Annotated in this window: 19 protein-coding genes, 1 other RNA gene, 1 pseudogene and 1 riboswitch; of the genes and pseudogenes, 18 read left to right on the top strand and 3 right to left on the bottom strand. The window is 67.1% G+C overall.

What is annotated here, in order from left to right; all coding sequences use genetic code 11:
- The first annotated feature begins 76 nt into the window (after positions 1-76).
- The 8 genes and pseudogenes from M9978_RS06905 to M9978_RS06940 form a co-directional block, all read left to right on the top strand.
- Complete coding sequence (locus M9978_RS06905; RefSeq protein WP_254292494.1) at positions 77-679, top strand: hypothetical protein; 603 nt, start codon at positions 77-79, stop codon at positions 677-679.
- A 62-nt stretch (positions 680-741) separates the two neighbouring features.
- Positions 742-832: riboswitch (glycine riboswitch) on the top strand.
- Positions 833-1,009: 177 nt separating this feature from the next.
- Positions 1,010-2,149: a glycine cleavage system aminomethyltransferase GcvT gene (gene gcvT, locus M9978_RS06910; protein WP_254292274.1), complete on the top strand. Its 1,140-nt coding sequence runs from the start codon at positions 1,010-1,012 to the stop codon at positions 2,147-2,149.
- Entirely contained in the window at positions 2,146-2,517 is a 372-nt protein-coding gene (gcvH, locus tag M9978_RS06915) for a glycine cleavage system protein GcvH (RefSeq protein ID WP_254292275.1), read from the top strand. The genes gcvT and gcvH overlap by 4 nt, the downstream gene beginning before the upstream one ends.
- Positions 2,518-2,668: 151 nt before the next feature.
- On the top strand, positions 2,669-4,027 hold the full coding sequence (gene gcvPA / locus M9978_RS06920; RefSeq protein ID WP_254292276.1) for an aminomethyl-transferring glycine dehydrogenase subunit GcvPA: 1,359 nt from the start codon (positions 2,669-2,671) through the stop codon (positions 4,025-4,027).
- A 32-nt stretch (positions 4,028-4,059) separates the two neighbouring features.
- Positions 4,060-5,595: an aminomethyl-transferring glycine dehydrogenase subunit GcvPB gene (gene gcvPB, locus M9978_RS06925; RefSeq protein ID WP_436977171.1), complete on the top strand. Its 1,536-nt coding sequence runs from the start codon at positions 4,060-4,062 to the stop codon at positions 5,593-5,595.
- A gap of 95 nt (positions 5,596-5,690) precedes the next feature.
- Entirely contained in the window at positions 5,691-6,014 is a 324-nt protein-coding gene (locus tag M9978_RS06930; RefSeq protein WP_254292278.1) for a hypothetical protein, read from the top strand.
- Positions 6,014-6,658, top strand: a complete 645-nt coding sequence (locus M9978_RS06935; protein ID WP_254292495.1) for a DUF938 domain-containing protein — start codon at positions 6,014-6,016, stop codon at positions 6,656-6,658. Before M9978_RS06930 ends, M9978_RS06935 begins: the two co-directional genes overlap by 1 nt.
- Positions 6,655-6,906, top strand: a pseudogene (locus M9978_RS06940) (TMEM175 family protein); the annotation flags it as partial. The gene M9978_RS06935 and the pseudogene M9978_RS06940, both read left to right, overlap by 4 nt.
- A gap of 288 nt (positions 6,907-7,194) precedes the next feature.
- Here M9978_RS06940 and M9978_RS06945 read toward each other — a convergent pair.
- Positions 7,195-8,145: a DMT family transporter gene (locus M9978_RS06945; protein WP_254292279.1), complete on the bottom strand. Its 951-nt coding sequence runs from the start codon at positions 8,143-8,145 to the stop codon at positions 7,195-7,197.
- 84 nt (positions 8,146-8,229) lie between these two features.
- On the opposite strand from M9978_RS06945, the gene M9978_RS06950 reads away from it, so the two are divergent.
- A complete protein-coding gene (locus tag M9978_RS06950) occupies positions 8,230-9,762 on the top strand; it encodes an aminoacyl--tRNA ligase-related protein (RefSeq protein WP_254292280.1) in 1,533 nt (510 codons plus the stop codon).
- 41 nt (positions 9,763-9,803) lie between these two features.
- On the opposite strand, the gene M9978_RS06955 is transcribed toward M9978_RS06950, so the two are convergent.
- Positions 9,804-9,986 (bottom strand): hypothetical protein, encoded by a 183-nt coding sequence (locus tag M9978_RS06955; protein WP_254292281.1) that lies wholly within the window; start codon positions 9,984-9,986, stop codon positions 9,804-9,806.
- Positions 9,987-10,149: 163 nt separating this feature from the next.
- Between M9978_RS06955 and M9978_RS06960 the strand changes: the two genes are divergently transcribed.
- Both M9978_RS06960 and rnr read left to right on the top strand, forming a co-directional pair.
- The gene (locus M9978_RS06960) at positions 10,150-10,518 is read left to right on the top strand and encodes a hypothetical protein (protein ID WP_254292282.1); all 369 of its coding nucleotides are present in this window, start codon (positions 10,150-10,152) and stop codon (positions 10,516-10,518) included.
- 74 nt (positions 10,519-10,592) lie between these two features.
- Positions 10,593-12,929 carry a ribonuclease R gene (gene rnr / locus M9978_RS06965; protein WP_254292283.1) on the top strand — a complete coding sequence of 779 codons (2,337 nt, stop codon included), beginning with the start codon at positions 10,593-10,595 and terminating at the stop codon, positions 12,927-12,929.
- A gap of 36 nt (positions 12,930-12,965) precedes the next feature.
- Here the strand turns inward: rnr and M9978_RS06970 are convergent, their stop codons facing one another.
- A complete protein-coding gene (locus M9978_RS06970; protein ID WP_254292284.1) occupies positions 12,966-14,186 on the bottom strand; it encodes an RtcB family protein in 1,221 nt (406 codons plus the stop codon).
- Positions 14,187-14,448: 262 nt separating this feature from the next.
- Between M9978_RS06970 and M9978_RS06975 the strand changes: the two genes are divergently transcribed.
- The 7 genes from M9978_RS06975 (at position 14,449) to rnpB (ending at position 20,813) form a co-directional block, all read left to right on the top strand.
- Positions 14,449-16,752, top strand: a complete 2,304-nt coding sequence (locus tag M9978_RS06975; RefSeq protein WP_254292496.1) for a chemotaxis protein CheA — start codon at positions 14,449-14,451, stop codon at positions 16,750-16,752.
- Positions 16,753-16,754: 2 nt separating this feature from the next.
- Positions 16,755-17,198 (top strand): chemotaxis protein CheW, encoded by a 444-nt coding sequence (locus M9978_RS06980; protein WP_254292285.1) that lies wholly within the window; start codon positions 16,755-16,757, stop codon positions 17,196-17,198.
- Positions 17,199-17,274: 76 nt separating this feature from the next.
- The gene (locus tag M9978_RS06985) at positions 17,275-17,640 is read left to right on the top strand and encodes a response regulator (RefSeq protein ID WP_254292286.1); all 366 of its coding nucleotides are present in this window, start codon (positions 17,275-17,277) and stop codon (positions 17,638-17,640) included.
- Between the two features lie 13 nt (positions 17,641-17,653).
- On the top strand, positions 17,654-18,709 hold the full coding sequence (locus M9978_RS06990; RefSeq protein WP_254292287.1) for a chemotaxis protein CheB: 1,056 nt from the start codon (positions 17,654-17,656) through the stop codon (positions 18,707-18,709).
- Positions 18,706-19,572 (top strand): CheR family methyltransferase, encoded by an 867-nt coding sequence (locus M9978_RS06995; RefSeq protein WP_254292288.1) that lies wholly within the window; start codon positions 18,706-18,708, stop codon positions 19,570-19,572. The genes M9978_RS06990 and M9978_RS06995 overlap by 4 nt, the downstream gene beginning before the upstream one ends.
- 52 nt (positions 19,573-19,624) lie before the next feature.
- On the top strand, positions 19,625-20,347 hold the full coding sequence (locus M9978_RS07000; RefSeq protein ID WP_254292289.1) for an N-acetylmuramoyl-L-alanine amidase: 723 nt from the start codon (positions 19,625-19,627) through the stop codon (positions 20,345-20,347).
- A gap of 68 nt (positions 20,348-20,415) precedes the next feature.
- Positions 20,416-20,813, top strand: an RNA gene (gene rnpB / locus M9978_RS07005) — RNase P RNA component class A.
- Positions 20,814-20,815 lie beyond the last annotated feature (2 nt).

Below are 20,815 nucleotides of genomic sequence, written 5' to 3' on the forward strand. Positions count from 1 at the left end.
CCTATGACGTGCGCTGTCCAGTTCGGGAAAGGTGCCCCACTTGTATATTCGTAACTTTGCGCTCGCCGCGACGGCCATGATCACGCTCGCCGGGTGCGCGAAATCGGGCGACATCGCCGAGGGCGGCATCACCGCGGTGCGTTCGGCCTGCCCGCGCGTCGGCGTGCCGGCGGGGACTGGCGACATCACCACCTTCAACCCGGCCGCCAGCCGCGATGCGAGCGCGATCGACGTGACCGCGGTGCTGACCAACGTCACCTCGACCTGCGACGACACGACCGACACCATTCGTACCACGATCAATTTCGAGGTGCAGGCGAGCCGCCGTTCGGGCAGCGAAGCGCGCGACGTGACCTTCCCCTATTTCGTGACGATGGTGCAGGGCGGTAGCTCGGTGGTGTCGAAGCGGATCGGCCAGGTGACTGTGCGATTCGCGGCGGGCGCGGCGCGGGCCTCGGCGACGGGCACGGGCTATACGACGGTCGCGCGCGCCGCGGCGACGCTGCCGGAGGACATTCGCCGCCAGATCAACGAGAAGCGCAAGGCAGGCGACGAGACCGCGGCGATCGACCCGCTGTCGCGCCCGGACATCCGTCAGGCAGTGCTGCGCGCGACGTTCGAAGCACTGGTCGGCTTCCAGCTGACCGACGAGCAGCTGAAATATAACGCGACGCGCTGAATCGCGTTGACTCCCATTGCGGGCCGCATCACACGGATGCGGTCAGCGATGGGCGACCATTGAAGGCACGCGCGGGAGAGCATCCGGGTAACCGGATCGCCGAAGGAGCAACCGCCCCGGAATCTCTCAGGCACCCAGGACCGCGCGGGGCCACGACACTCTGGAAAGCGTTCGTCCGCCCGACTTGGTTTGGGGCGTGCGGACCACCGAAGGGGTAAGTCGGTTCGTCTCACGACCGGCGAAAGCTCTCAGGTTCCCGTGACAGAGGGGGCGACGGATCGAAGGCCGCATTCTTGCGGCCGGCCGTCGTGACCCTTTGGAGTGCGGATGATGAGCGATACGGCCGAACCCGAAATCGTAGAGGAACTGGCGCTGCTGCCGCTCGACGCGTGGCATCGTGCGCGCGGCGGGCGGATGGTGCCGTTCGCGGGCTATGAGATGCCGGTCCAGTATGAAGGCATCATGGCCGAGCATCAGTGGGTGCGGGAGAGCGCCGGACTGTTCGACGTCAGCCATATGGGCCAGCTGTTCCTGAGCGGTCCTGGGCTGGACGCGGCGCTGGAGGCGCTGATCCCGGCGGATGTCGCGGGCGTGAAGGTCAACGGTCAGAAATATTCGCTGCTGCTCGCCGAGAATGGCGGGATACTCGACGACTTGATGTTCACGCGCTGGGACGACGGATTGTACATGGTCGTCAACGGCGCGTGCAAATGGGACGATATCGCGCATCTGCGCGAGCATCTGCCCGACGAGATCGACATCAACCATATGGACGAGCATGCGCTGCTGGCGCTGCAGGGGCCGAAAGCGGTGGACGCACTGAGTCGCGTGGTGCCGGGCGTCGAAGCTTTGGTGTTCATGACCGGCGGGCGGTTCGACTGGGACGGCACCGGCCTGTGGATCAGCCGATCGGGCTATACCGGCGAGGACGGGTTCGAGATTTCTGTGGAGGCGGACAAGGCCGCGGCGCTGGCCGATGCGCTGACCGCGCAGGACGAGGTCAAGCCGATCGGGCTGGGCGCACGCGATTCGCTTCGGCTCGAGGCCGATCTGCCGCTCTATGGGCACGACCTCGACACCGAGACGACGCCGATCATGGCGGCGCTGAACTTCGCCGTGGCGAGCAAGCGGCGCCGGGAGGAAGCGAACTTCCCGGGCGCCGAACGCATTCTGCTGGAGCGTGAGCAGGGTCCGATCCAGCGCCGCGTCGGCCTGATCGTCGACGGCCGCCAGCCGGTGCGCGAGGGTGCGCTGGTGCTCGACGGCGAAGGCAATGAGGTCGGCCGCGTGACCAGCGGCGGCTTCGCGCCGACCGTGCAGAAGCCGATCGCGATGGCCTATGTGCCCGTGTCGCTGGCCGAAATCGGCACGCGGGTGACTTTGAGCCAGCGCGGCAAGATCCATCATGGCGAAGTGGTCGCGATGCCCTTCGTCCCCCATCGTTACGTGCGAGCAGGAGCAGCGAAATGAGCCGTTACTTCACCGAAGATCATGAGTGGATCGACCTCGACGGCGAGATCGCGACCGTCGGCATCACCGATTATGCGCAGAGCCAGCTCGGCGACATCGTGTTCGTCGAAGTGCCCGAGGACGGCAAGCAGGTCGCCAAGGGCGACGACGCCGCGGTGGTCGAGAGCGTCAAGGCGGCGAGCGACGTCTATGCGCCCGTGTCGGGCACGGTGATCGAGGGCAATCCGGCGCTGGAAGGCGAGCCGGCGCTGGTCAATGAGGACCCCGAGGGCGACGGCTGGTTCTTCAAGATGACGCTGAGCGACACCAGCGAGCTGGATTCGCTGATGGACGAGGCGGCCTACGCGGATTTCGTCTCGAAACTTTGAATTTTTGCTCGTCACCCCGGCCCTGTGCCGGGGTCCACTTCGCCGCAGCGGATAAGCTTGAGCCTCTGCTCCAGCACTCGACGCACGGTGGACCCCGGCACAAGGCCGGGGTGACGGTCTGGTTATAGGCCCTGCTGGCCGGAGAACTGAATTGCGCTATCTACCCCTGACTCCAAATGACCGGCAGGCGATGCTCGCGGCGGTCGGTGCGGCGGCAATCGACGATCTGTTCGTCGATGTGCCCGAGGCTGCCCGGCTGAGCGGGCCGATCGCGGGGCTGCCGCTGCATGCCAGCGAGCTGGCCGTCGAGCGGCACATGACGAAGCTCGCCGCCAGGAACCTGTCGGCGGGCGCGGCGCCGTTCTTCATCGGTTGCGGCGCGTACAAGCATCATGTGCCCGCCAGCGTCGATCACATCATCCAGCGCGGCGAGTTCCTGACCGCCTATACGCCCTACCAGCCCGAGATCGCGCAGGGCACGCTGCAGGTGATGTTCGAGTTCCAGACCCAGGTCGCGCGCCTGCTGGGGACCGATGTCGCAAACGCCTCGATGTATGACGGCTCGACGGCGTGCTGGGAGGCGATCGGGATGGCGCGGCGCATCACCAAGCGCGCCAAGGCGATCCTGTCGGGCGGGCTGCACCCGCATTATGTCTCGGTCGCCAACACGATGGCGAAATATACTGGCGACCAGCTGGTGACGGCGTTGCCCGAACTGACCGCCGAGCCGGATACGGCCAGGCTGATCGGGATGATCGACGACGAGACGTCGTGCGTGGTCGTGCAATATCCGGACATCCTGGGGCGCATCGGCGACCTGACCGAGTTGGCCGCGGCGTGCCAGGCGAAGAAGGCGCTGCTGGTCGCGGTGGTGACCGAGCCGGTGGCGCTGGGGGCTTGTCGGTCGCCCGGCGAGATGGGCGCGGACATCGTCGTCGGCGAAGGCCAGTCGATCGGCGTCGGCCTCCAGTTCGGCGGACCCTATGTCGGGCTGTTCGGCTGCAAGGACAAATATGTCCGCCAGATGCCGGGGCGGCTGTGCGGCGAGACGCAGGACGCCGAGGGCAAGCGCGGTTTCGTGCTGACGCTCTCGACCCGCGAGCAGCATATCCGGCGCGAAAAGGCCACGTCGAACATCTGCACCAGCTCGGTGCTGTGTGCGCTGGCGTGGTCGATCCATATGACCTTGCTGGGCGAGAAGGGGCTGCGGCAGCTCGCGGCGCTCAACCATGCGGGGGCGAGCGCTGCGGCCGAGCGGCTGGCGCAAGTGTCGGGCGTTGAATTGGTTACGCCGGCCTTCTTCAACGAGTTCACGTTGAAGCTGTCGAAGGAAGCGCGGCCGATCGTTCGCGAACTGGCGGACAAGGGCATTCTGGCCGGGGTGTCGCTCGGACGGCTCTATCCGGGCGAGGACGCGCTGGCCAACGGGCTGGTCGTGGCGGTGACCGAGAACACGACTGCGGAGGATGTCGAGACCCTTGCCTCGGCACTCGAGGAGGTGCTGGCATGAGCGCGATCAACCAGAGCGGCTGGCGCCCCGAGATGACGCCGGAGCGGCGCAGCAACGAGGCGACCTTCACCGGCAACCGCGCGCTGATGCTGGAAGAGGCGCTGATCTTCGAGATCGGCTCGCTGGATACGACCGGCGTCGATTTCGCCGAGGCGCCCAAGGCGGCGTCGCGGCTGGGCGGGCTGGAGCGCCACAAGGATATCGGCCTGCCGGGGCTGAGCGAGCCGGAAGCGGTGCGGCATTATACGCGCCTCAGCCGCCAGAATTACGCGATCGACCTTGGCCTGTTCCCGCTCGGCAGCTGCACGATGAAGCACAATCCGCGACTCAACGAGCGGATGGCGCGGTTGCCCGGTTTCGCCGACGTGCATCCGTTGCAGCCGGTGGATACCGTGCAGGGCGCGTTCGAGGTGATCCATCAGCTCGCGCATTGGCTGGTGACGCTGACCGGCATGCATTCGGTCGCGATGTCGCCCAAGGCCGGCGCGCATGGCGAGCTGTGCGGCGTGCTGGCGATCCGCGCGGCGCTCGATGCCAAGGGGCAGCAGAGCCGCAAGGTGCTGCTGGTGCCGGAGAGCGCGCATGGCACCAACCCGGCGACGGCGGCGTTCGCGGGCTTTTCCGTCGAGGATATTCCGGCGACCGAGGCGGGGCGCGTCGATCTCGAAGCGCTCAAGGCGCGGCTGGGGCCGGACGTGGCGGGGGTGATGATCACCAACCCCAATACCTGCGGTCTGTTCGAGCCTGACATGAAGGCGATCTCCGACGCGGTCCATGCGGCGGGCGGATACGTCTATTGCGACGGCGCCAACTTCAACGCGATCGTCGGGCGGGTCCGCCCGGGCGACCTCGGCATCGATGCGATGCACATCAACCTGCACAAGACCTTCTCGACCCCGCATGGCGGCGGCGGACCGGGCTCGGGACCGGTCGTGCTGTCGGCGGCGCTGGCGCCCTATGCGCCGCTGCCGTTCGTTGAGGAACAGGACGGCAAGTTCATCCTGATCGAGGAGGAGACCGCGGGCGAGCATCATGCCGACAGCTTCGGGCGGATGGTGTCGTTCCACGGCCAGATGGGCATGTTCACGCGCGCGCTGACCTATATCCTGTCGCACGGCGCGGACGGGTTGCGGCAGGTGGCCGAGGATTCGGTGCTCAACGCCAATTACGTGCTGCGCAGCCTCGAGGACGTGCTCGACGCGCCGTTCGCCAACAGCGGGCCGTGCATGCATGAGGCGATCTTCAGCGACAAGGGATTGCCGGAGGGCTTCTCGACGCTCGACATCGCCAAGGGGCTGATCGACGAGGGCTTCCACCCGATGACGGTCTATTTCCCGCTGGTGGTGCACGGCGCGATGCTGGTCGAGCCGACCGAGACCGAGAGCAAGGCGGCGCTCGACCAGTTCATCGGCGCGTGCCGCTCGGTCGCCGAGCGGGCGAAGGCGGGTGACGCTGCGCTCAAGTCGGCGCCGCATTTCGCGCCGCGGCGGCGGCTCGACGAGACTCAGGCCGCGCGCAAGCCGGTGCTGGTGTGGAAGGAGCCCGCACAGGCCGAAGCCGCCGAATAATGTCAGTTTTCGGAGTAACCCCTTCGGGTTACTCCGTCTCCCGGGCGGGCGGTGGCGTCATGCCGCCGCCCGTTTGGATTCCGGGGGAGTTTTCGATGTATCTGACCTTTGCCTTGCTGGCATCTACCTTGACGCCTGCCGCGCAGGACCCGCGCCTGCCGCAGGCCGAGCAGGATGGCGACCGGATCGAGGCGGAGGCGATGTACGACAAGCAGCGCCAGCGCGACCAGGCCGAGGCCGATCGCGTGGCCAAGACCAATCTCGACCGGCAGAGCGACTACGACCTGTATCTCGCCAGGCAGAAGGCCGATTACGACGCCAAGATGGCGAAGTGGCGCGCCGATGTCGCGCAGCAGAAGGCCGATTATGAGGCTAGGGTCGCGCAATGCATCGCAGAGAAGCGCTGCGCACCGCGCTGATGGCCGATCCCACGCCTTGGATCGCAGCTGAAGATAGCGGGGCGGCCCGCAAGCACGCACCGGCGACGCTGCGCAACCGCGAGGCGATTGCGGCCGTGCTGGCGGATGTGCTGCCGGCGCGCGGCACGGTGCTGGAGATTGCGAGCGGGAGTGGCGAGCATGCCGCTTTCTTCGCCGAGCGGTTTCCGGCACTCGAATGGCAGCCGAGCGACCCCGACGCGGCCGCGCTGGCGTCGATTGCCACATGGTGCGCGGGGCTGGGCAATGTCGCGCCGGCGCTGGCGATCGATGCCGCGGCGGCGGGTTGGGGCGTGACGCGGGCCGATGCGGTGCTGTGCATCAACATGGTGCATATCAGCCCGTGGGACGCGACGCTGGGGCTGATTGCCGGCGCGGCGCGACTATTGCCGGCCGGCGGGCGGCTGATCCTCTATGGCCCCTATCGGCGCGCGGACGTTCCGACCGCGCCGTCGAACGAGGCGTTCGATGCGTCACTCAAGGCGCGCGATCCGGCCTGGGGGCTGCGCGATGTGGCGGATGTGACCGCGGCGGCGGCGGCGCAGGATCTGGCGTTCGAACGGCTTGTCGAGATGCCCGCGAACAATATCATGCTGGTCTATCGCAACGGAGGGGACGGGCGATGACCAGTGCGACGACGGGGCGAATCGACAATTTCACCGACGCGGCGTTCGCCTTTGCGGTGACGTTGCTGGTCGTCGGCGCGGGCGGATCGGCTGAGGACAGCGCCACGCTGGAAAAGGCCGTGGCGGCGGTGCCGAGCTTCGCCATCGGCTTTGCCATCATCGCGCTGTTCTGGTTCAGTCATGTGCGCTGGCGCAAGCTGCGCGGCGATGGCGACTGGCGCTCGTTGCTGCTCACGCTGCTGCTGATCTTCACGGTGCTGATCTACATCGTGCCGCTGCGCGCGATGGCGACCTCATTCGCGGCGCTGCTGATGGGCGAGCTTGGCGGCTATCGCGGCAATCTGGGGACGCTGTTCACCGTCTATGGCGTCGGCTTTACCGCGATGTCGATCCTCACCGCGTTCATGTTCCTCGACGCGCGGCGCAATCCGGCGCTGTCCGACGACGAACGGCGCGAGACGCTGGGTCAGGCGTGGATCTGGGGCATCTTGTCGGCGACCGGCGTCGGATCGACGCTGATGGCGATGACGCCGGGGCTACACGGCTGGGCGCCGTTCCTCTACGCCACGCTCCCGCTCAGCATCGGCCTCTTCAGTCGGCGCTACCACTGGGGAAGCGGGAAGGCCGCGCCGCCGCTCGCGCCAGACGATGTAAAGGCCGCTGGCGATGATCACCGGCGCGCCGACAAAGGTCCAGCCGCCGGGTAGCGTGCCGAAGATCAGCCAGCCGAACAGCGTCGCCCAGATCAGACCGGAATAATCCATCGGCATGACGGCCGAGACCGGCGCGAAGCGGAGCGCGGCGGTAAACGCAATCTGTCCCATGCAGCCAAATATGCCGACGCCGGCGAGCAGCGCCCATGTCGTGGCATCGTGCGCGGCGGCGAAAAAGGGATAAACCAGCCCCAACGGCACACAGGACAGCGCGGAAAACCAGAAGACGGTGGTTCCGGCATTCTCGGTGCGGCCGAGTTGACGCAACTGGATCGCGATGACCGCGACGGTCAGCGCAGAGGTGAGACCGACCAGTGCCCCGGCGAGCGGGATATGGCCGGTGCCGGGCTGAGTCACGATGAGCACGCCGGCGAAGCCGAGCACGACCGCCGCCCAGCGATGCCAGCCTGTCGGCTCCTTGAGCACCAGCGCGCCGAGGATCGTGGCGAAGATCGGTACGGTGAAGGAGATCGCCGTCGCCTCGGCCAGCGGGAGCAGCAGCAGCGCGCCGAAAGTGAAATTGATGCCGAACACGCCAAGCGCGGTGCGGGTAATGTGCCCCGAGATCTGCGTGGTGCGGAGCGTCGCGAGGCCAGGCCCCAGCGCGACCCAGATCATCGCCACCGGGATGGCGAAAAATTGGCGGAACAGCGTGATTTCGGGGAGCCTGGCGCCATGCGCGGCAGCAAGCTTGATCAGCACGGCCATGAAGGTCAGCAGCATCACCGCGAGCAGGCGCAGGCTAAGGCCGGTGAGGATACGGTCGCCGCTCATCGTTGACCGACTAGGCGCGTCGCGGCGGTGCAGCAAGCCAAGTTGGGCGTGACGCGCGCCGGATCAGGCGCTATCCGCGCGGCCATGATCAAGCATGCGCTCAACGTCACCCGCGAAGCGGACTTCGCCGCCTGGTATCAGGCCGTCATCTCGGAAGCCGATCTGGCCGAGGAATCGGGGGTCCGCGGCTGCATGGTGATCCGGCCATGGGGCTATGGCATCTGGGAGCGCATCCAGCGCCTGCTCGACGATCGCATCAAGGCGACGGGGCACGAGAATTGCTATTTCCCGCTGTTCATCCCGCTCTCCTATTTCGAGAAGGAGGCCGAGCATGTCGACGGCTTCGCCAAGGAGATGGCGGTGGTCACGCATCACCGGCTGAAGCAGGTCGACGGCAAGCTGGTGGTCGATCCCGAGGCGAAGCTGGAGGAGCCGCTCGTCGTGCGGCCGACGTCGGAGACGGTGATCGGTGCCGCGTTCAGCCGCTGGGTGCAGTCGTGGCGCGACCTGCCGGTGCTGATCAACCAATGGGCCAACGTCGTGCGCTGGGAGATGCGCACGCGCATGTTCCTGCGTACCAGCGAGTTCCTGTGGCAGGAAGGGCATACCGCGCACGCCTCGGTCGACGAGGCGCGCGAAGAGACGATGAAGATGCTCGAAGTGTACCGTTCATTCGCGGAGGATTGCCTCGCGATGCCGGTGGTGGCGGGCGAGAAGCCGGAGAATGAGCGCTTTCCGGGCGCGGTCTCGACCTATTCGATCGAGGCGATGATGCAGGACGGCAAGGCGCTGCAGGCGGGCACGTCGCACTTCCTCGGCACGACCTTCTCGTCGGCGCAGAACATCAAGTTCCAGAATGCCGAAGGCGTTCAGGAGCTGGCGCAGACGACGAGTTGGGGCGTGTCCACTCGCATGATCGGCGGCGTGATCATGGTGCATGGCGACGATGACGGCCTGCGCGTGCCGCCGCGCGTCGCGCCCTGGCAGATCGTGATCGTGCCGATGCTGCGCGACACGGACGAGGATGCAGCAGTTCTGGCTTATTGCAAGGGCTTGCAGGCCGACCTCGCCAAACAGTCTGCGCTCGGCGAGCCGGTGCGCGCGCTGCTCGATGCGCGGCCGGCCAAGGCGGCGGCGAAGCGCTGGGGCTGGGTCAAGAAGGGCGCGCCGGTGGTGATCGAGGTCGGCGGGCGCGATGTCGCAGGCGGCAACGTGTCGGTGATCCGCCGCGACCGGCTGTACCGCGAGGACGGCAAGCTCGACAGCGCGGTTCTGGCGAAGGACGGGTTTGTCGGGTCCGCAGCGGCGCTGTTGGAGGAAATCCAGAGCGTGCTGCACGGACAGGCACGCGAACGGCTCGATGCGAATATCGTGCGCGGGGTCGACAGCTTCGACTCGCTCAAGGCGCATTTCCAAGGGTCGGGCAAATATCCGGGCTGGGTCGAGGTGCAATGGGCCAGACCGAGCGGGGAAGCGCTGGACAAGGTGGTCGAGCGGCTCAAGGCGCTCAAGCTGACCTTCCGCAACGTGCCGCTGGGTGCTGCGCCGGTCGATGGCGCCTGCATCTTCAGCGGGGAGCCGGCGGTCGAGCGGATCCTGGTCGCGCGCGCCTATTGAGCGAACATAGCTGCCCCCGCCGAAGCGGGGGCAGTGCAGGGTTATTCGGGGTCTTCGGTGCCGGGTTCGGCCGTCTTCGGCGCCTTGCCGTCCTCGATCCGGCCTTCGTTGCGCAGATCGCGGCCTTCCTGGGCGCGTTCCTGGCTCTCGGGCGACTTGCCGTGCTCGTTGAGTTCTTCCTTCACGAAGCCGGCGGCTTCCTTGATCTTGCCTTCGACGCTCACTCGATTTCTCCTGATTGCCGTAAGTGACGGGGACTAAGCGCTTGAGATTGCGAATAGGTCCGTGGCTTGCGCCGATCCGAGCTGGCCAAGGCGCGAAAATGGCAAGGAACTCCGGTGTCCTGCCCCGGGTTGATGGCGCATATCCTCGAACAGGAGACGCACCATGAAGATGATCGCATTGGCGGCGGTTGCCGCGGCGATGGCGGTGACGCCAGCGATGGCCGACAACGGCAAGGGCAAGGGGCATGGCAAAGTCCATGCCGCGAAGATCGGCAAGGGTTGCCCGCCCGGTCTCGCCCGCAAGGGCAATGGCTGCATGCCGCCGGGTCAGGCCAAGAAATATGGCTGGTCGCGCGGCTATTACGTGCCGTCAGGCTATGGCAGCTGGACGCGCTACGGGTCGCTGCCCGATTACTACCGGTCGCGCTACGCCTATGATCCGGGCAACTATTATGTATATCGCGACGGCAACGTCTATGCCGTCGACCGCACGACGCGGCTGATCGAGAGCATCATCCGCATCCTGAGCTGACCGGCGAGGGAGCGGCGGATCGCCAGCCGCTCCCGCGTTGGCGTTATTCGCCGCGCCGCCTATATTGGCGGCCAATGACAAAACAGAACAAAGCGAAGAAGCCCGCGCCCGGCCTGCCGACGCGGCAACAGATCATCGATTTCATCACCTCTTCGGACACGCCCGCCGGCAAGCGGGAGATCGCACGTGCCTTCGGGCTTTCGGGGCAGGAGAAGATCACGCTCAAGGCGCTGCTGCGCGACATGGCCGACGAGGGCCTCATCGACAGCGCGCCGGGGCGAGCATTTCACAAAATGGGCGGGCTCCCCAAGGTGACCGTGCTGCGCGTGACCGACAGCGATGGCGACACCGTATGGGCCGTGCCCGAGCGCTGGGAGGCTGAGGGTGTGCCGGTACCGCGGCTGCGCGTGCGTGAGCGGCGTGGCGCTGGGGCGCTGGCGATCGGCGACCGGATATTGGCGCGGACCGAGGAGGCCGGGAAGGGCTGGATCGCGCATTCCATGAAGAAGCTCGCCAAGGGCGAGGAAGCGATGCTCGGCGTGGTCAAGGAAGAGGGCGGACGGCTCTACCTCCACGGCGTCGAGAAGAAATCGCGCGACACGGTCGCCGTCATTTCCGAGCGCAATGGCGCGGAGCCGGGCGATCTGGTGCTCGCCGAGAAGAGCGGCAAGGGGCCGCGCATCTTCGCGAAGGTCACCGAGATTCTGGGTGATCCGTTCGCGCCGCGCAGCTTCTCGCTGATCGCGATCCACAAGCATGGCATTCCGAACGTGTTTTCGGAGGAATTGCTGGGCGAGGCGGAGCGGGTCGCCAAGCAGGACCTTGGTCCCGTCAAGTCTGTTGGCTTGACGCCAACAGGAGGCGGCCGCGAAGACCTGCGTGACATCCCGATCGTCGCGATCGACCCGGTCGATGCGCGCGATCATGACGATGCGGTATGGGCGGCGCCGGACGACGACCCCAAGAACGAAGGCGGGTGGAAGGCGATCGTCGCGATTGCCGACGTCAGCTTCTATGTGCGCCCGGGGTCACTGCTCGACCGCGAGGCGCGCAAGCGGGGGAACAGCGTGTACTTCCCCGATCGGGTGGTGCCGATGCTGCCGGAGGTGCTGTCGGCGGACGTGTGTTCGCTGAAGGAGGGCGTGGATCGCGCGGCGCTGGCTTGCCATTTGCAGATTTCGGCCAAGGGCGAATTGAAGTCGTGGCGGTTCAGCCGGGCGGTGGTGCGGCTGGCCGCCAACATCGCTTATGAGGATGCACAGGCGGCGATCGACGCGGCGGGCGAGAAGGCGGACGTCGCCTCATCGCCCTGCGCGATGCCGGCCGAGGAACTGGCCGGCGTCGATCCGGCGCTGGTCGAGAGCACGCTGCGGCCGCTCTGGGCATGCTGGCGCGCGCTGTACAAGGCGCGCGAGAGGCGCGAGCCGCTCGACCTCGACCTGCCCGAGCGGCGGATCGTGCTCGACGAGAAGGGGCGCATCCTGTCGGTCGCGCCGCGCGAGCGATTGGATGCGCACAAGCTGATCGAGGATTATATGATCGCGGCGAACGTCGCGGCGGCAAAGGCGCTGGAAGGCCGCAAGGCGCCGGTGATGTACCGCGTGCACGAGCCGCCGAGCCGCGAGAAGCTGGCCGCGCTCAAGGACTATCTCAAGACGCTCGAGGTCGAGTTCGCGCTGGGACAGGTGATCAAGCCCGCGACCTTCAACCACGTGATCGCGCGCGTGAAGGAGGCCGAATTCCGCGAGGAGGTCATGACCCAGGTCCTGCGCACGCAGACCCAGGCTTATTACGGCCCGCAGAATGCAGGGCATTTCGGGCTGTCGCTGGGGTCCTATGCGCACTTTACGTCGCCGATCCGGCGATATGCCGATCTGGTCGTGCATCGCGCGCTGGTCGAGGCTGACAAGCTGGGGCCGGGCGGCGAACTGCCGGCCGATGCCGAGATGGCGAAGACCGGTGAGGTCATCAGCCAGCTCGAGCGGCGCGCGATGGAGGCCGAGCGCGAGACGATCGACCGCTATGTCGCCGCCTATCTGTCGGCGCATGTCGGCGAGGTGATGGAGGCGCGGATCACCGGGGTGCAGAGCTTCGGCTTCTTCGCGACGGTGGACGGGGTGGGCGGTGACGGGCTGGTCCCGGCGCGCGATCTCGGCCGCGAATATTTCCGCTATGACGAGGCGGCGCAGCAACTGGTCGGCGAGGAGACCGGCGAGGCGTTCTCGCTGGGGCAGCGGCTGAAGCTGAAGCTGGTCGAAGCGAACCCGGTGTCAGGCGCGCTGCGGTTCGAGCTGCCCGACGGCAAGGGCAGCGGGTCGGGTGAAGATCGGCGGCGCGGTGGGCCGCCCAAACGGGCGATCAAGCATCGCGGCCGGCCGGCGAATATCCGGCATCAGGGAAAGAAGCGCTGAAATCCCGGCCCGCGCCGAAACGCGAGCCGGAACCCCTTACCCCTTCACATTGACCACCTGCCGCAGCCGGTGGCGGATGCGGACGAGGTCCTGCTGGGCATCCATCACCGCGCCGATGTCCTTGTAGGCGGCCGGGCTTTCGTCCAGCACCCCTTCGTCCACCCGCGCCTCGATGCCCTGCATCGCGGCCTTGTGCTGATCGAGCGTGATCAGCTTCTTGGCCTGTCCGCGCGACATCACGCGGCCCGCACCGTGCGAGCAGCTGCAGAACGACTCCTCGTTCCCCAGCCCCTCGACGATGAAGCTGCCCGTGCCCATCGATCCCGGGATGATCCCGAGCTCGCCGGCCCGCGCGCTCACCGCGCCCTTGCGGGTGACCCATACACGCTCGCCGAAATGAACCTCCCGGGTCGCGTAATTATGGTGGCAGTTGATCGCCGCCTTGTCGGTCTTGAAGCCGGGGACGTGCTTCCGCAGCGCCTCGAGAACGCGGATCATCATCAGCTCGCGGTTGGACATGGCGTAGTCCTGCGCGAAGTGCATCGCGTCGATATAATCATCGAAGAGCTGCGACCCTTCGGTCAGGAACGCCAGATCCTTGTCGGCCAGGTGAAAATCGAGCTGCTCCTTCGCGATCGCCTGTTTGGCGGCCTCGATGAAATAGACGCCGATCCGGTTGCCCGTGCCGCGCGAGCCGGAGTGGAGCATCACCCACACCCGGTCCTCCTCATCGAGGCAGACCTCGATGAAGTGGTTTCCGCCGCCCATCGATCCCAACTGGTCGCTGGTTTTCCCATCGACCTTGGGATGCTTGGCGAGGATCGCGCGCCACCGCGCCTCGAACTTGTCGTACCAGGCCCGTGACACGGAGTTCGGCGTGATCGCCCACCCGCCCTTGACGTGGTTGGCAGTCTGGCTCGACTCCATGCCCTTCGGCACGGCGCGCTCGATATCGGCACGGATCGCGGCGAGGCTGTCGGGCAGCTGGTTCGCGGTGAGCGAGGTGCGCACCGCCATCATCCCGCAGCCGATATCCACACCGACAGCGGCCGGCACGATCGCCTGTTTGGTCGCGATCACCGAGCCGACCGTCGCGCCCATGCCCCAATGAACATCGGGCATCCCGGCGACATGGTGATGGATGAACGGAAGCGACGCGACGTTGCGCAGCTGTTGCATCGCACCCGCCTCGAACGGGCCGGCGCTGTCCCACAGCTTGAGCGGCGCATTGTGCGTCGGGTGGATGGAAAATGACATTGGACACTCCTGTGGTTGGTTCAGGGGTGCCGGGCCGAATTGTCGATTAGGACAGTTGAGACTGCACCCCGAACGGGTGCAGCGACCCGCGGGTTAGCGCGTACCGACGCGCAGATAGGTGAAGGCGGGTTCGTAGGTCATTGCGAAGCGGTCTCTAGCGAAACTTCTTCGCATTTGGAAGCGGTCGAAATCTGACATCTGGCTAACCGGGTTTTAACGCGTGGGCCTCCAAGACGGGTAAGCGTACGCGTTGAGGGCGAAGTTGGACGATCTGCTGCAAGAGTTCATCGCGGAAACGCGCGAGACGCTGGACGCGCTGTCGGGCGAGATCGTCGCCTGGGAAGCCAATCCCGGTGACCGCGCTCGGCTCGATGCGATCTTTCGCTTCGTCCACACGGTGAAGGGAAGCTGCGGCTTTCTCGACCTGCCGCGGCTGGCACGGTTGAGCCATGCCGCCGAGGATGTGCTGGCGGCGGTGCGATCGGGCGAACGCGCGCCCGATCGTGCGCTGGTCAATGCGGTGCTGGCGATCGTCGACCGGATCGGTGAGATCGTCGAGGCGATCGACGCCGGCAGCCCGCTCGACGACAGCGGCGAGGACCTGCTGGTCGCGGCGCTGGAAGAGGGATCGGACGAGGTCGCGCAGATCAACGCGGCGCTGGTGCAGCGCGCGCCGGCGCGCAGCGTGCGGCTCAATGTCGACCTGCTCGACCGGATGATGAGCGGTATGTCCGACATGGTGCTCGCGCGCAACGAGCTGTCGCGGCGGCTGCGCGGCGCGGATGTCGATCCGCAGATCGAGGCGGCGCTCGAGCGGATGTCGGCCACGGTCGCCGATCTGCGCGACACGGTGACGCGGACGCGGATGCAGAAGATCGACGCACTGTTCTCGGCGTTGCCGCGGATGGTGCGGGATACCGCGGCGGGGCTGGGCAAGTCGGTGACGTTGCAGGTCGATGGCGCCGAGGTCGAGCTGGACCGCGAGATGATCGAGGTGCTGCGCGATCCGTTGGTACATATCGTGCGCAATTCGATCGATCACGGTATCGAGCCTGCCGCCGAACGGCGCGCGGCGGGCAAGCGCGAAAATGGCCGGTTGACCGTGTCGGCGCGGCAATCGGGCAACCAGATCATCGTCGAGATCGCCGATGACGGGCGCGGCATCGATACCGAGCGGCTGGTGCGCAAGCTGGTTGATGCCGGCCGCGACGAGCGGGCGTTGCGCGCCCTGAGCGAGCGGCAGAAGCTGGCACTGGTGTTCGAGCCGGGCCTGTCGAGCAAGGACGAGGTCAGCGAGGTTTCCGGGCGCGGTGTCGGCATGGACGTGGTCCGTGCGGCGATCGAGCAGATCGGCGGGCGCGTGGAGCTGGACAGCGTGCCGGGCCGCGGCCTGCGCCTTCAGATCCATGTGCCGCTGACACTGTCGATCATCCCGACGATCGTCGTCGCGGCGGGCGGTCAGCGCTTCGCGGTGCCGCGTCAGGCGATCGAGGAAATCGTGAGTGAGCGCAACGAATCGATCCGCATCGACCATCTCGGCACCGCCGAAGTGGCGACCGTGCGCGACCGGCGCCTGCCGCTGGTGACGCTGACCCGTCAGCTCGGAATGGATTCGATCTCGTTCGGCGAGACGATGCTGGCGATCGTCAATGTCGGCGAGGGCAGCTATGCGCTGCGTGTCGAGGATGTGCTCGACAATGAGGAGCTGGTGATCAAGCCGGCCGCGCCTGCGGTGATGGCGACCGGGCTCTATGCCGGGCAGACTTTGCCCGACAGCGGTTGCCCGATGCTGCTGCTCGATTGTGCGGGGATCGCGCGCGACGCGGGGTTGCACTTCACGCGCGAGTTGATCGCGGAAGAGATCGAAGAAACGGCGGAGGTGGAAAGCGGGATCAGCGCGCTGGTCTTCATCGACCTCGATGGCGTGCGCCGCGCGGTGCCGCTCGCGCTGCTCGACCGGATCGAGCAAGTCGATGCGAATGCGGTTCGGTTTGCCGCCGGGCGGCTGCGGCTGACGATCGACGGACGTATCGTGCCGCTGGTCGCGCGCGCCGAGTTCGCGGAGAGCGGCACCGGATCGGTGCTGCGGCTGAAGGATGGCGAGGCCGAGATCGCCTATGCCATTGCCGACGCGGCTGACATCGTCACCCTGCCGCTGGAACTGGTTCATGCCGACACGCCCGGCCCGGTCGCCGCGGTCGCGCTGGTGGATGGCGAGCCGGTCGAACTGCTCGATCCGCACTGGCTGTTCGCGGCACATGTCGCGGGTGGCGCCGAGCCGGACGGCGGGCCGGTCTGCCTGCTGTCGGGCGGCGAGCAGGAATGGATGCGCGGCTTCGTCAAGCCGATCCTCGAAGCGGCTGGCTATCGGGTGACCGACACGCTCGCGCCCGGCGAGCGCGCCGACGTGGTGCTGACGAACGATGAGCATGGCGCGATGAGCGATGTGGCGGCGCCAGTGGTGCGACTGCGCAGCCGGCGCGGCGAGGCGGTGGACGGCAGCGTCTATCGCTATGACCGGGACGGGCTGCTCAGCGCGATCGCCAGCGCGGCGCGAAAGGGGTGACGGTGGAACAGCTTTTCCTGATCGCGCATGTCGCGGGACGCACGGTGGCGATCGAAGCCGAACAGGTCGAATCGGTCGTCGATATCGGCACGATCATCGAGGTTCCGCGCGCGACCGGTCATATCCGCGGGCTGGCTGCGCTGCGCAGCCGTGTGGTGACGGTGATCGACACGATCGCGGCGCTGGGGATGGACCGCAATGGTCGCGAACCCGGGCGTGCCGTAATCACGCGCGTCGATGGGCATCATTACGCACTGCTGGTCGATACGCTCGACGATGTCGCGCCGTTCGAGCTTCAGCCGATGGCGCAGGGCATCGCGCTGACTGGCGCGTGGCGCGCAGCGGGGCGCGGGCTGGTCCAGCGCGATGGCGAGCCGATTCTGGTGATCGACCTGACCGCGCTGGTGCCCGGACAAAATAGCGCCAATCTCGCGCACGTCGCCTGACCGCAATTAACGCGGTGCTTACACCTTCTTGCCATAACCGCTGATAATCGCGCCAAAATGCGGGAACGGAGCCCTCATGAAGACCTGCCTCGTCGTCGATGATTCCAAGGTAATCCGCAAAGTGGCCCGCCACATTCTGGAAACGCTCAACTTCACCGTTCGCGAGGCGGGGGATGGACGCGAGGCGCTCGACGCATGTCTGACGGATTCGCCCGACGTGGTGCTGCTCGACTGGAACATGCCGGTGATGAGCGGGATGGATTTCCTGCGTGCGCTCAAGGAGAGCGGCATTTCCGAAAAGCCGAAGGTGGTGTTCTGCACGACCGAGAACGGCATGGCCTATATCCGCGCCGCGATCGAGGCGGGCGCCGACGAATATGTGATGAAGCCGTTCGACCGCGAGACATTGCAAAGCAAGCTCCAGATCGTCGGCGTCGCCTGAAAGGCGCCTGGCAATGATGCACGGAACTGCCGCGGCCGGTCTTCCGGTTCGCGACGCTGGCGGCATTCGCGTTCTGATCGTCGACGACTCGGTCGTCGCGCGGGCGGTGATCGGGCGAATGATCGACGCGATGGCGGGCTTCCGCGTGGTGGCGTCGGTGAGCGATGTGCGCGGGGCGCTGGGCTATCTGTCGCACGACCGCGTCGATGTGATCCTGCTCGATCTGGAAATGCCGGGCGTGCACGGCCTGACCGCCTTGCCCGACCTGCTTGCGGCGGGGCAGGGCGCGAAGGTGCTGGTGGTTTCGTCGGCGGCGGATGACGGCGCGGCGGCCGCAGTGCAGGCGCTCGCGCTCGGGGCCGCCGACACGCTGGTCAAGCCGGGCGTGGGGAGCTTTGCGGGGCGGTTCGCGGTGGTCCTCGAAGACCGTATCCGGCGGCTGTTCGATGCGACGAGCGAGCCCGAACAGCCCGCGAAGGCCGATGCCGGCATCGCTGGCGAGTTCGACATCGTCGCCGTGGGCGCCTCGACCGGCGGCATCCATGCGCTCAGCCAGATGCTGCGCGCGATACCCGCCGACTTCCAGCCGCCGATCCTGGTGACTCAGCATCTGCCGGCATCATTCATGGGCTATTTCGCGATGCAGCTGGCGGTGCTGGCCGGACGGCCGTGCGAGGTCGCCGAGGATCATATGCGAATCCGCCCCGGGCGAATGTATGTCGCACCGGGGCACGCGCATGTCCGCTGTGTGCGGACGTCCGACTGGGTCGCGATCCGGCTGAGCCACGAGGCCGTGGCGAGCGGCTGTACGCCCTCGGTCGATCCGATGCTCGAATCGGTCGCGTCGATCTATGGCGCGCGCGGACTGGGCGTGATCCTGTCCGGCATGGGCCGCGACGGCGCCGGCGGTGCGGCGCAGCTGGTCGAAGCCGGCGGCAGCCTGATCGTGCAGGACAAGGCGAGCTCGGTCGTGTGGGGCATGCCGGGTGCGATCGCCGAGCGCGCCGCCGCGGTGCTCCCGCCGGGCGAGATCGGGCAAATGATCGCCAGCGGGCGGAGGCCGGCATGATGCCGCCGGGACCGCCGACCTTCGCTTCAGCGGGCGCCACCAACGTCATCGGCGCATTGCTCGAGCAGCGCACGGGGCAGCAGATTGCGGCGAACCGGGCGTGGCGCGTCGAAACCGCGCTGAAGCCGGTGCTGCGCGATCACGGGCTGGAGACGCTGGACCAGCTGGTCGGACGGCTGGCGGGCGAGCGCAATGGACCGCTGGCCGACGCGGTGGTCAATGCGCTGCTCAACCAGGAGACGTCGTTCTTCCGCGACGCCGGGGTGATCGAGACGGTGGTCGAGGCCGCACGGGCGTTGCAGGCGGAAACGCCGGGACGCCGGCTGCGCATCTGGTCGGCGGGCTGCTCGGTCGGTCAGGAGCCCTATTCGCTGGCGATGCTGTTCGAGGAACTGGCGGTGTCGCGCGGCTTCGCGATGCCCGAGATCGTCGCGACCGATGTCTGCCCGTCGGCGCTGGCGCGGGCACGGGCCGGGCGATATTCGCAATTCGAGATCCAGCGCGGGCTGCCGGTGCGACGCATGGTGACGTGGTTCGACAGCATCGACGGCGAATGGGTGGTGCGGCCCGAGCTGGCCCGGCGCGTGCAGTTCCGCTGCCACAACCTCACCCGCGATCCGGCGCCGATCGGCAAGTTCGACATCGTGCTGTGCCGCAACGTCCTGCTCTATTTCGCGAGCGCGGTGCGCCGCTCGGTGTTCGATACGCTGCGCAGCGCGACGCGCGAGGGCGGGCTGCTGGTACTTGGCGCGGGCGAGACGGTGATCGGCCAGACCGACGCGTTCCGGCCGAGCGAGCGCTTCCGCGGCTTTTATCAGGCGGATGGCGGGCAGCCGGCGCCGGCGCGGGTTTCGGTGCGCTGACCGCGCGACGGCTTGCCTTTCGGCGCGGGCGGAAGCAGACCTTGCTGCGATGATGCAGGACGCCTCCAGACCAGATCGGGCCGAACTCAACTGGATCGACGCGCCGTCGCCCAATTTCGACGAGCGCAAGCTGCCGGTGAGCATCATCGTGCTGCACTATACCGGCATGAAGACCGCCGAGGAGGCGATCGAGCGGTTGCGCGACCCGAAATTCGGGGTGTCGAGCCACTATCTCGTGGCCGAGGACGGGCAAATCGTCCGGCTGGTCGATGAGGCCAAGCGCGCCTGGCACGCCGGCAAGTCGCATTGGCGCGGCGTGACCGACGTCAATTCGGCCTCGGTCGGGATCGAGATCGTCAATCCCGGGCACGAGTTCGGCTATCGGCCCTTTCCCGACGAGCAGATGGACTCGGTGGTGCGGCTGACTGCCGACATCAAGCAGCGTTACGGCATCACGCGCGGCAATGTCGTCGGCCATTCGGACATCGCGCCGGCGCGCAAGCAGGATCCGGGCGAGCTGTTTCCATGGGGATTGCTCGCGCGGCTGCGGCTGGCGCTGCCGCGGCCGACCAAGGGACTGATGGACCCGGGCTGGAGCGATGCGGGGTTCCTGCTGGCGCTCGAGCGGTTCGGCTATGAGGTGACTGACGGACTCGCCGCGACCGTGGCCTTCCAGCGCCGCTTCCGGCCCGAGCTGATCGACGGCACGATCGATGCTGAATGCCGGATGCTGTTGCTGGCGCTGCTGCTCCCAAAGCCGCAGGGGGATGACTGAGTTTGTGACGCTGCGCTGGGCTCTGGTGCCGCTTCCGTTCGGCTGAAAGCCGGACTATAGCGATAGCGCCAGAGGGCCGGGCGGCCGCGTTATGCTTCGGCATACCGAGGAAAGTCCGGGCTCCACGGGAACACGGTGCCGGGTAACGCCCGGCGGCTCCGGCTTGCCGGGGTCAGGGAAAGTGCCACAGAGAGCAGACCGCCCGCTGGTCTTCGGACTGAGGGCAAGGGTGAAAGGGTGCGGCAAGAGCGCACCGCGCGACCGGCAACGGAAGCGGCACGGCAAACCCCACCGGGAGCAAGATCGAATAGGGACCGCGCATGGGGAGTTCCGCCCCGCGGTCCGGGTTGATTGCTTGAGCCGGCAGGCAACTGTCGGCCTAGAGGAATGGCCGCCCATCGCGCGCACCTCCCGCAAGGGAAAGGGCGGGCGTGGACAGAACCCGGCTTACAGGCCCTCTGGCAACTC

The sequence above is a fragment of the Sphingomonas tagetis genome (assembly GCF_024211275.1).
Lineage (GTDB): Bacteria > Pseudomonadota > Alphaproteobacteria > Sphingomonadales > Sphingomonadaceae > Sphingomonas > Sphingomonas tagetis.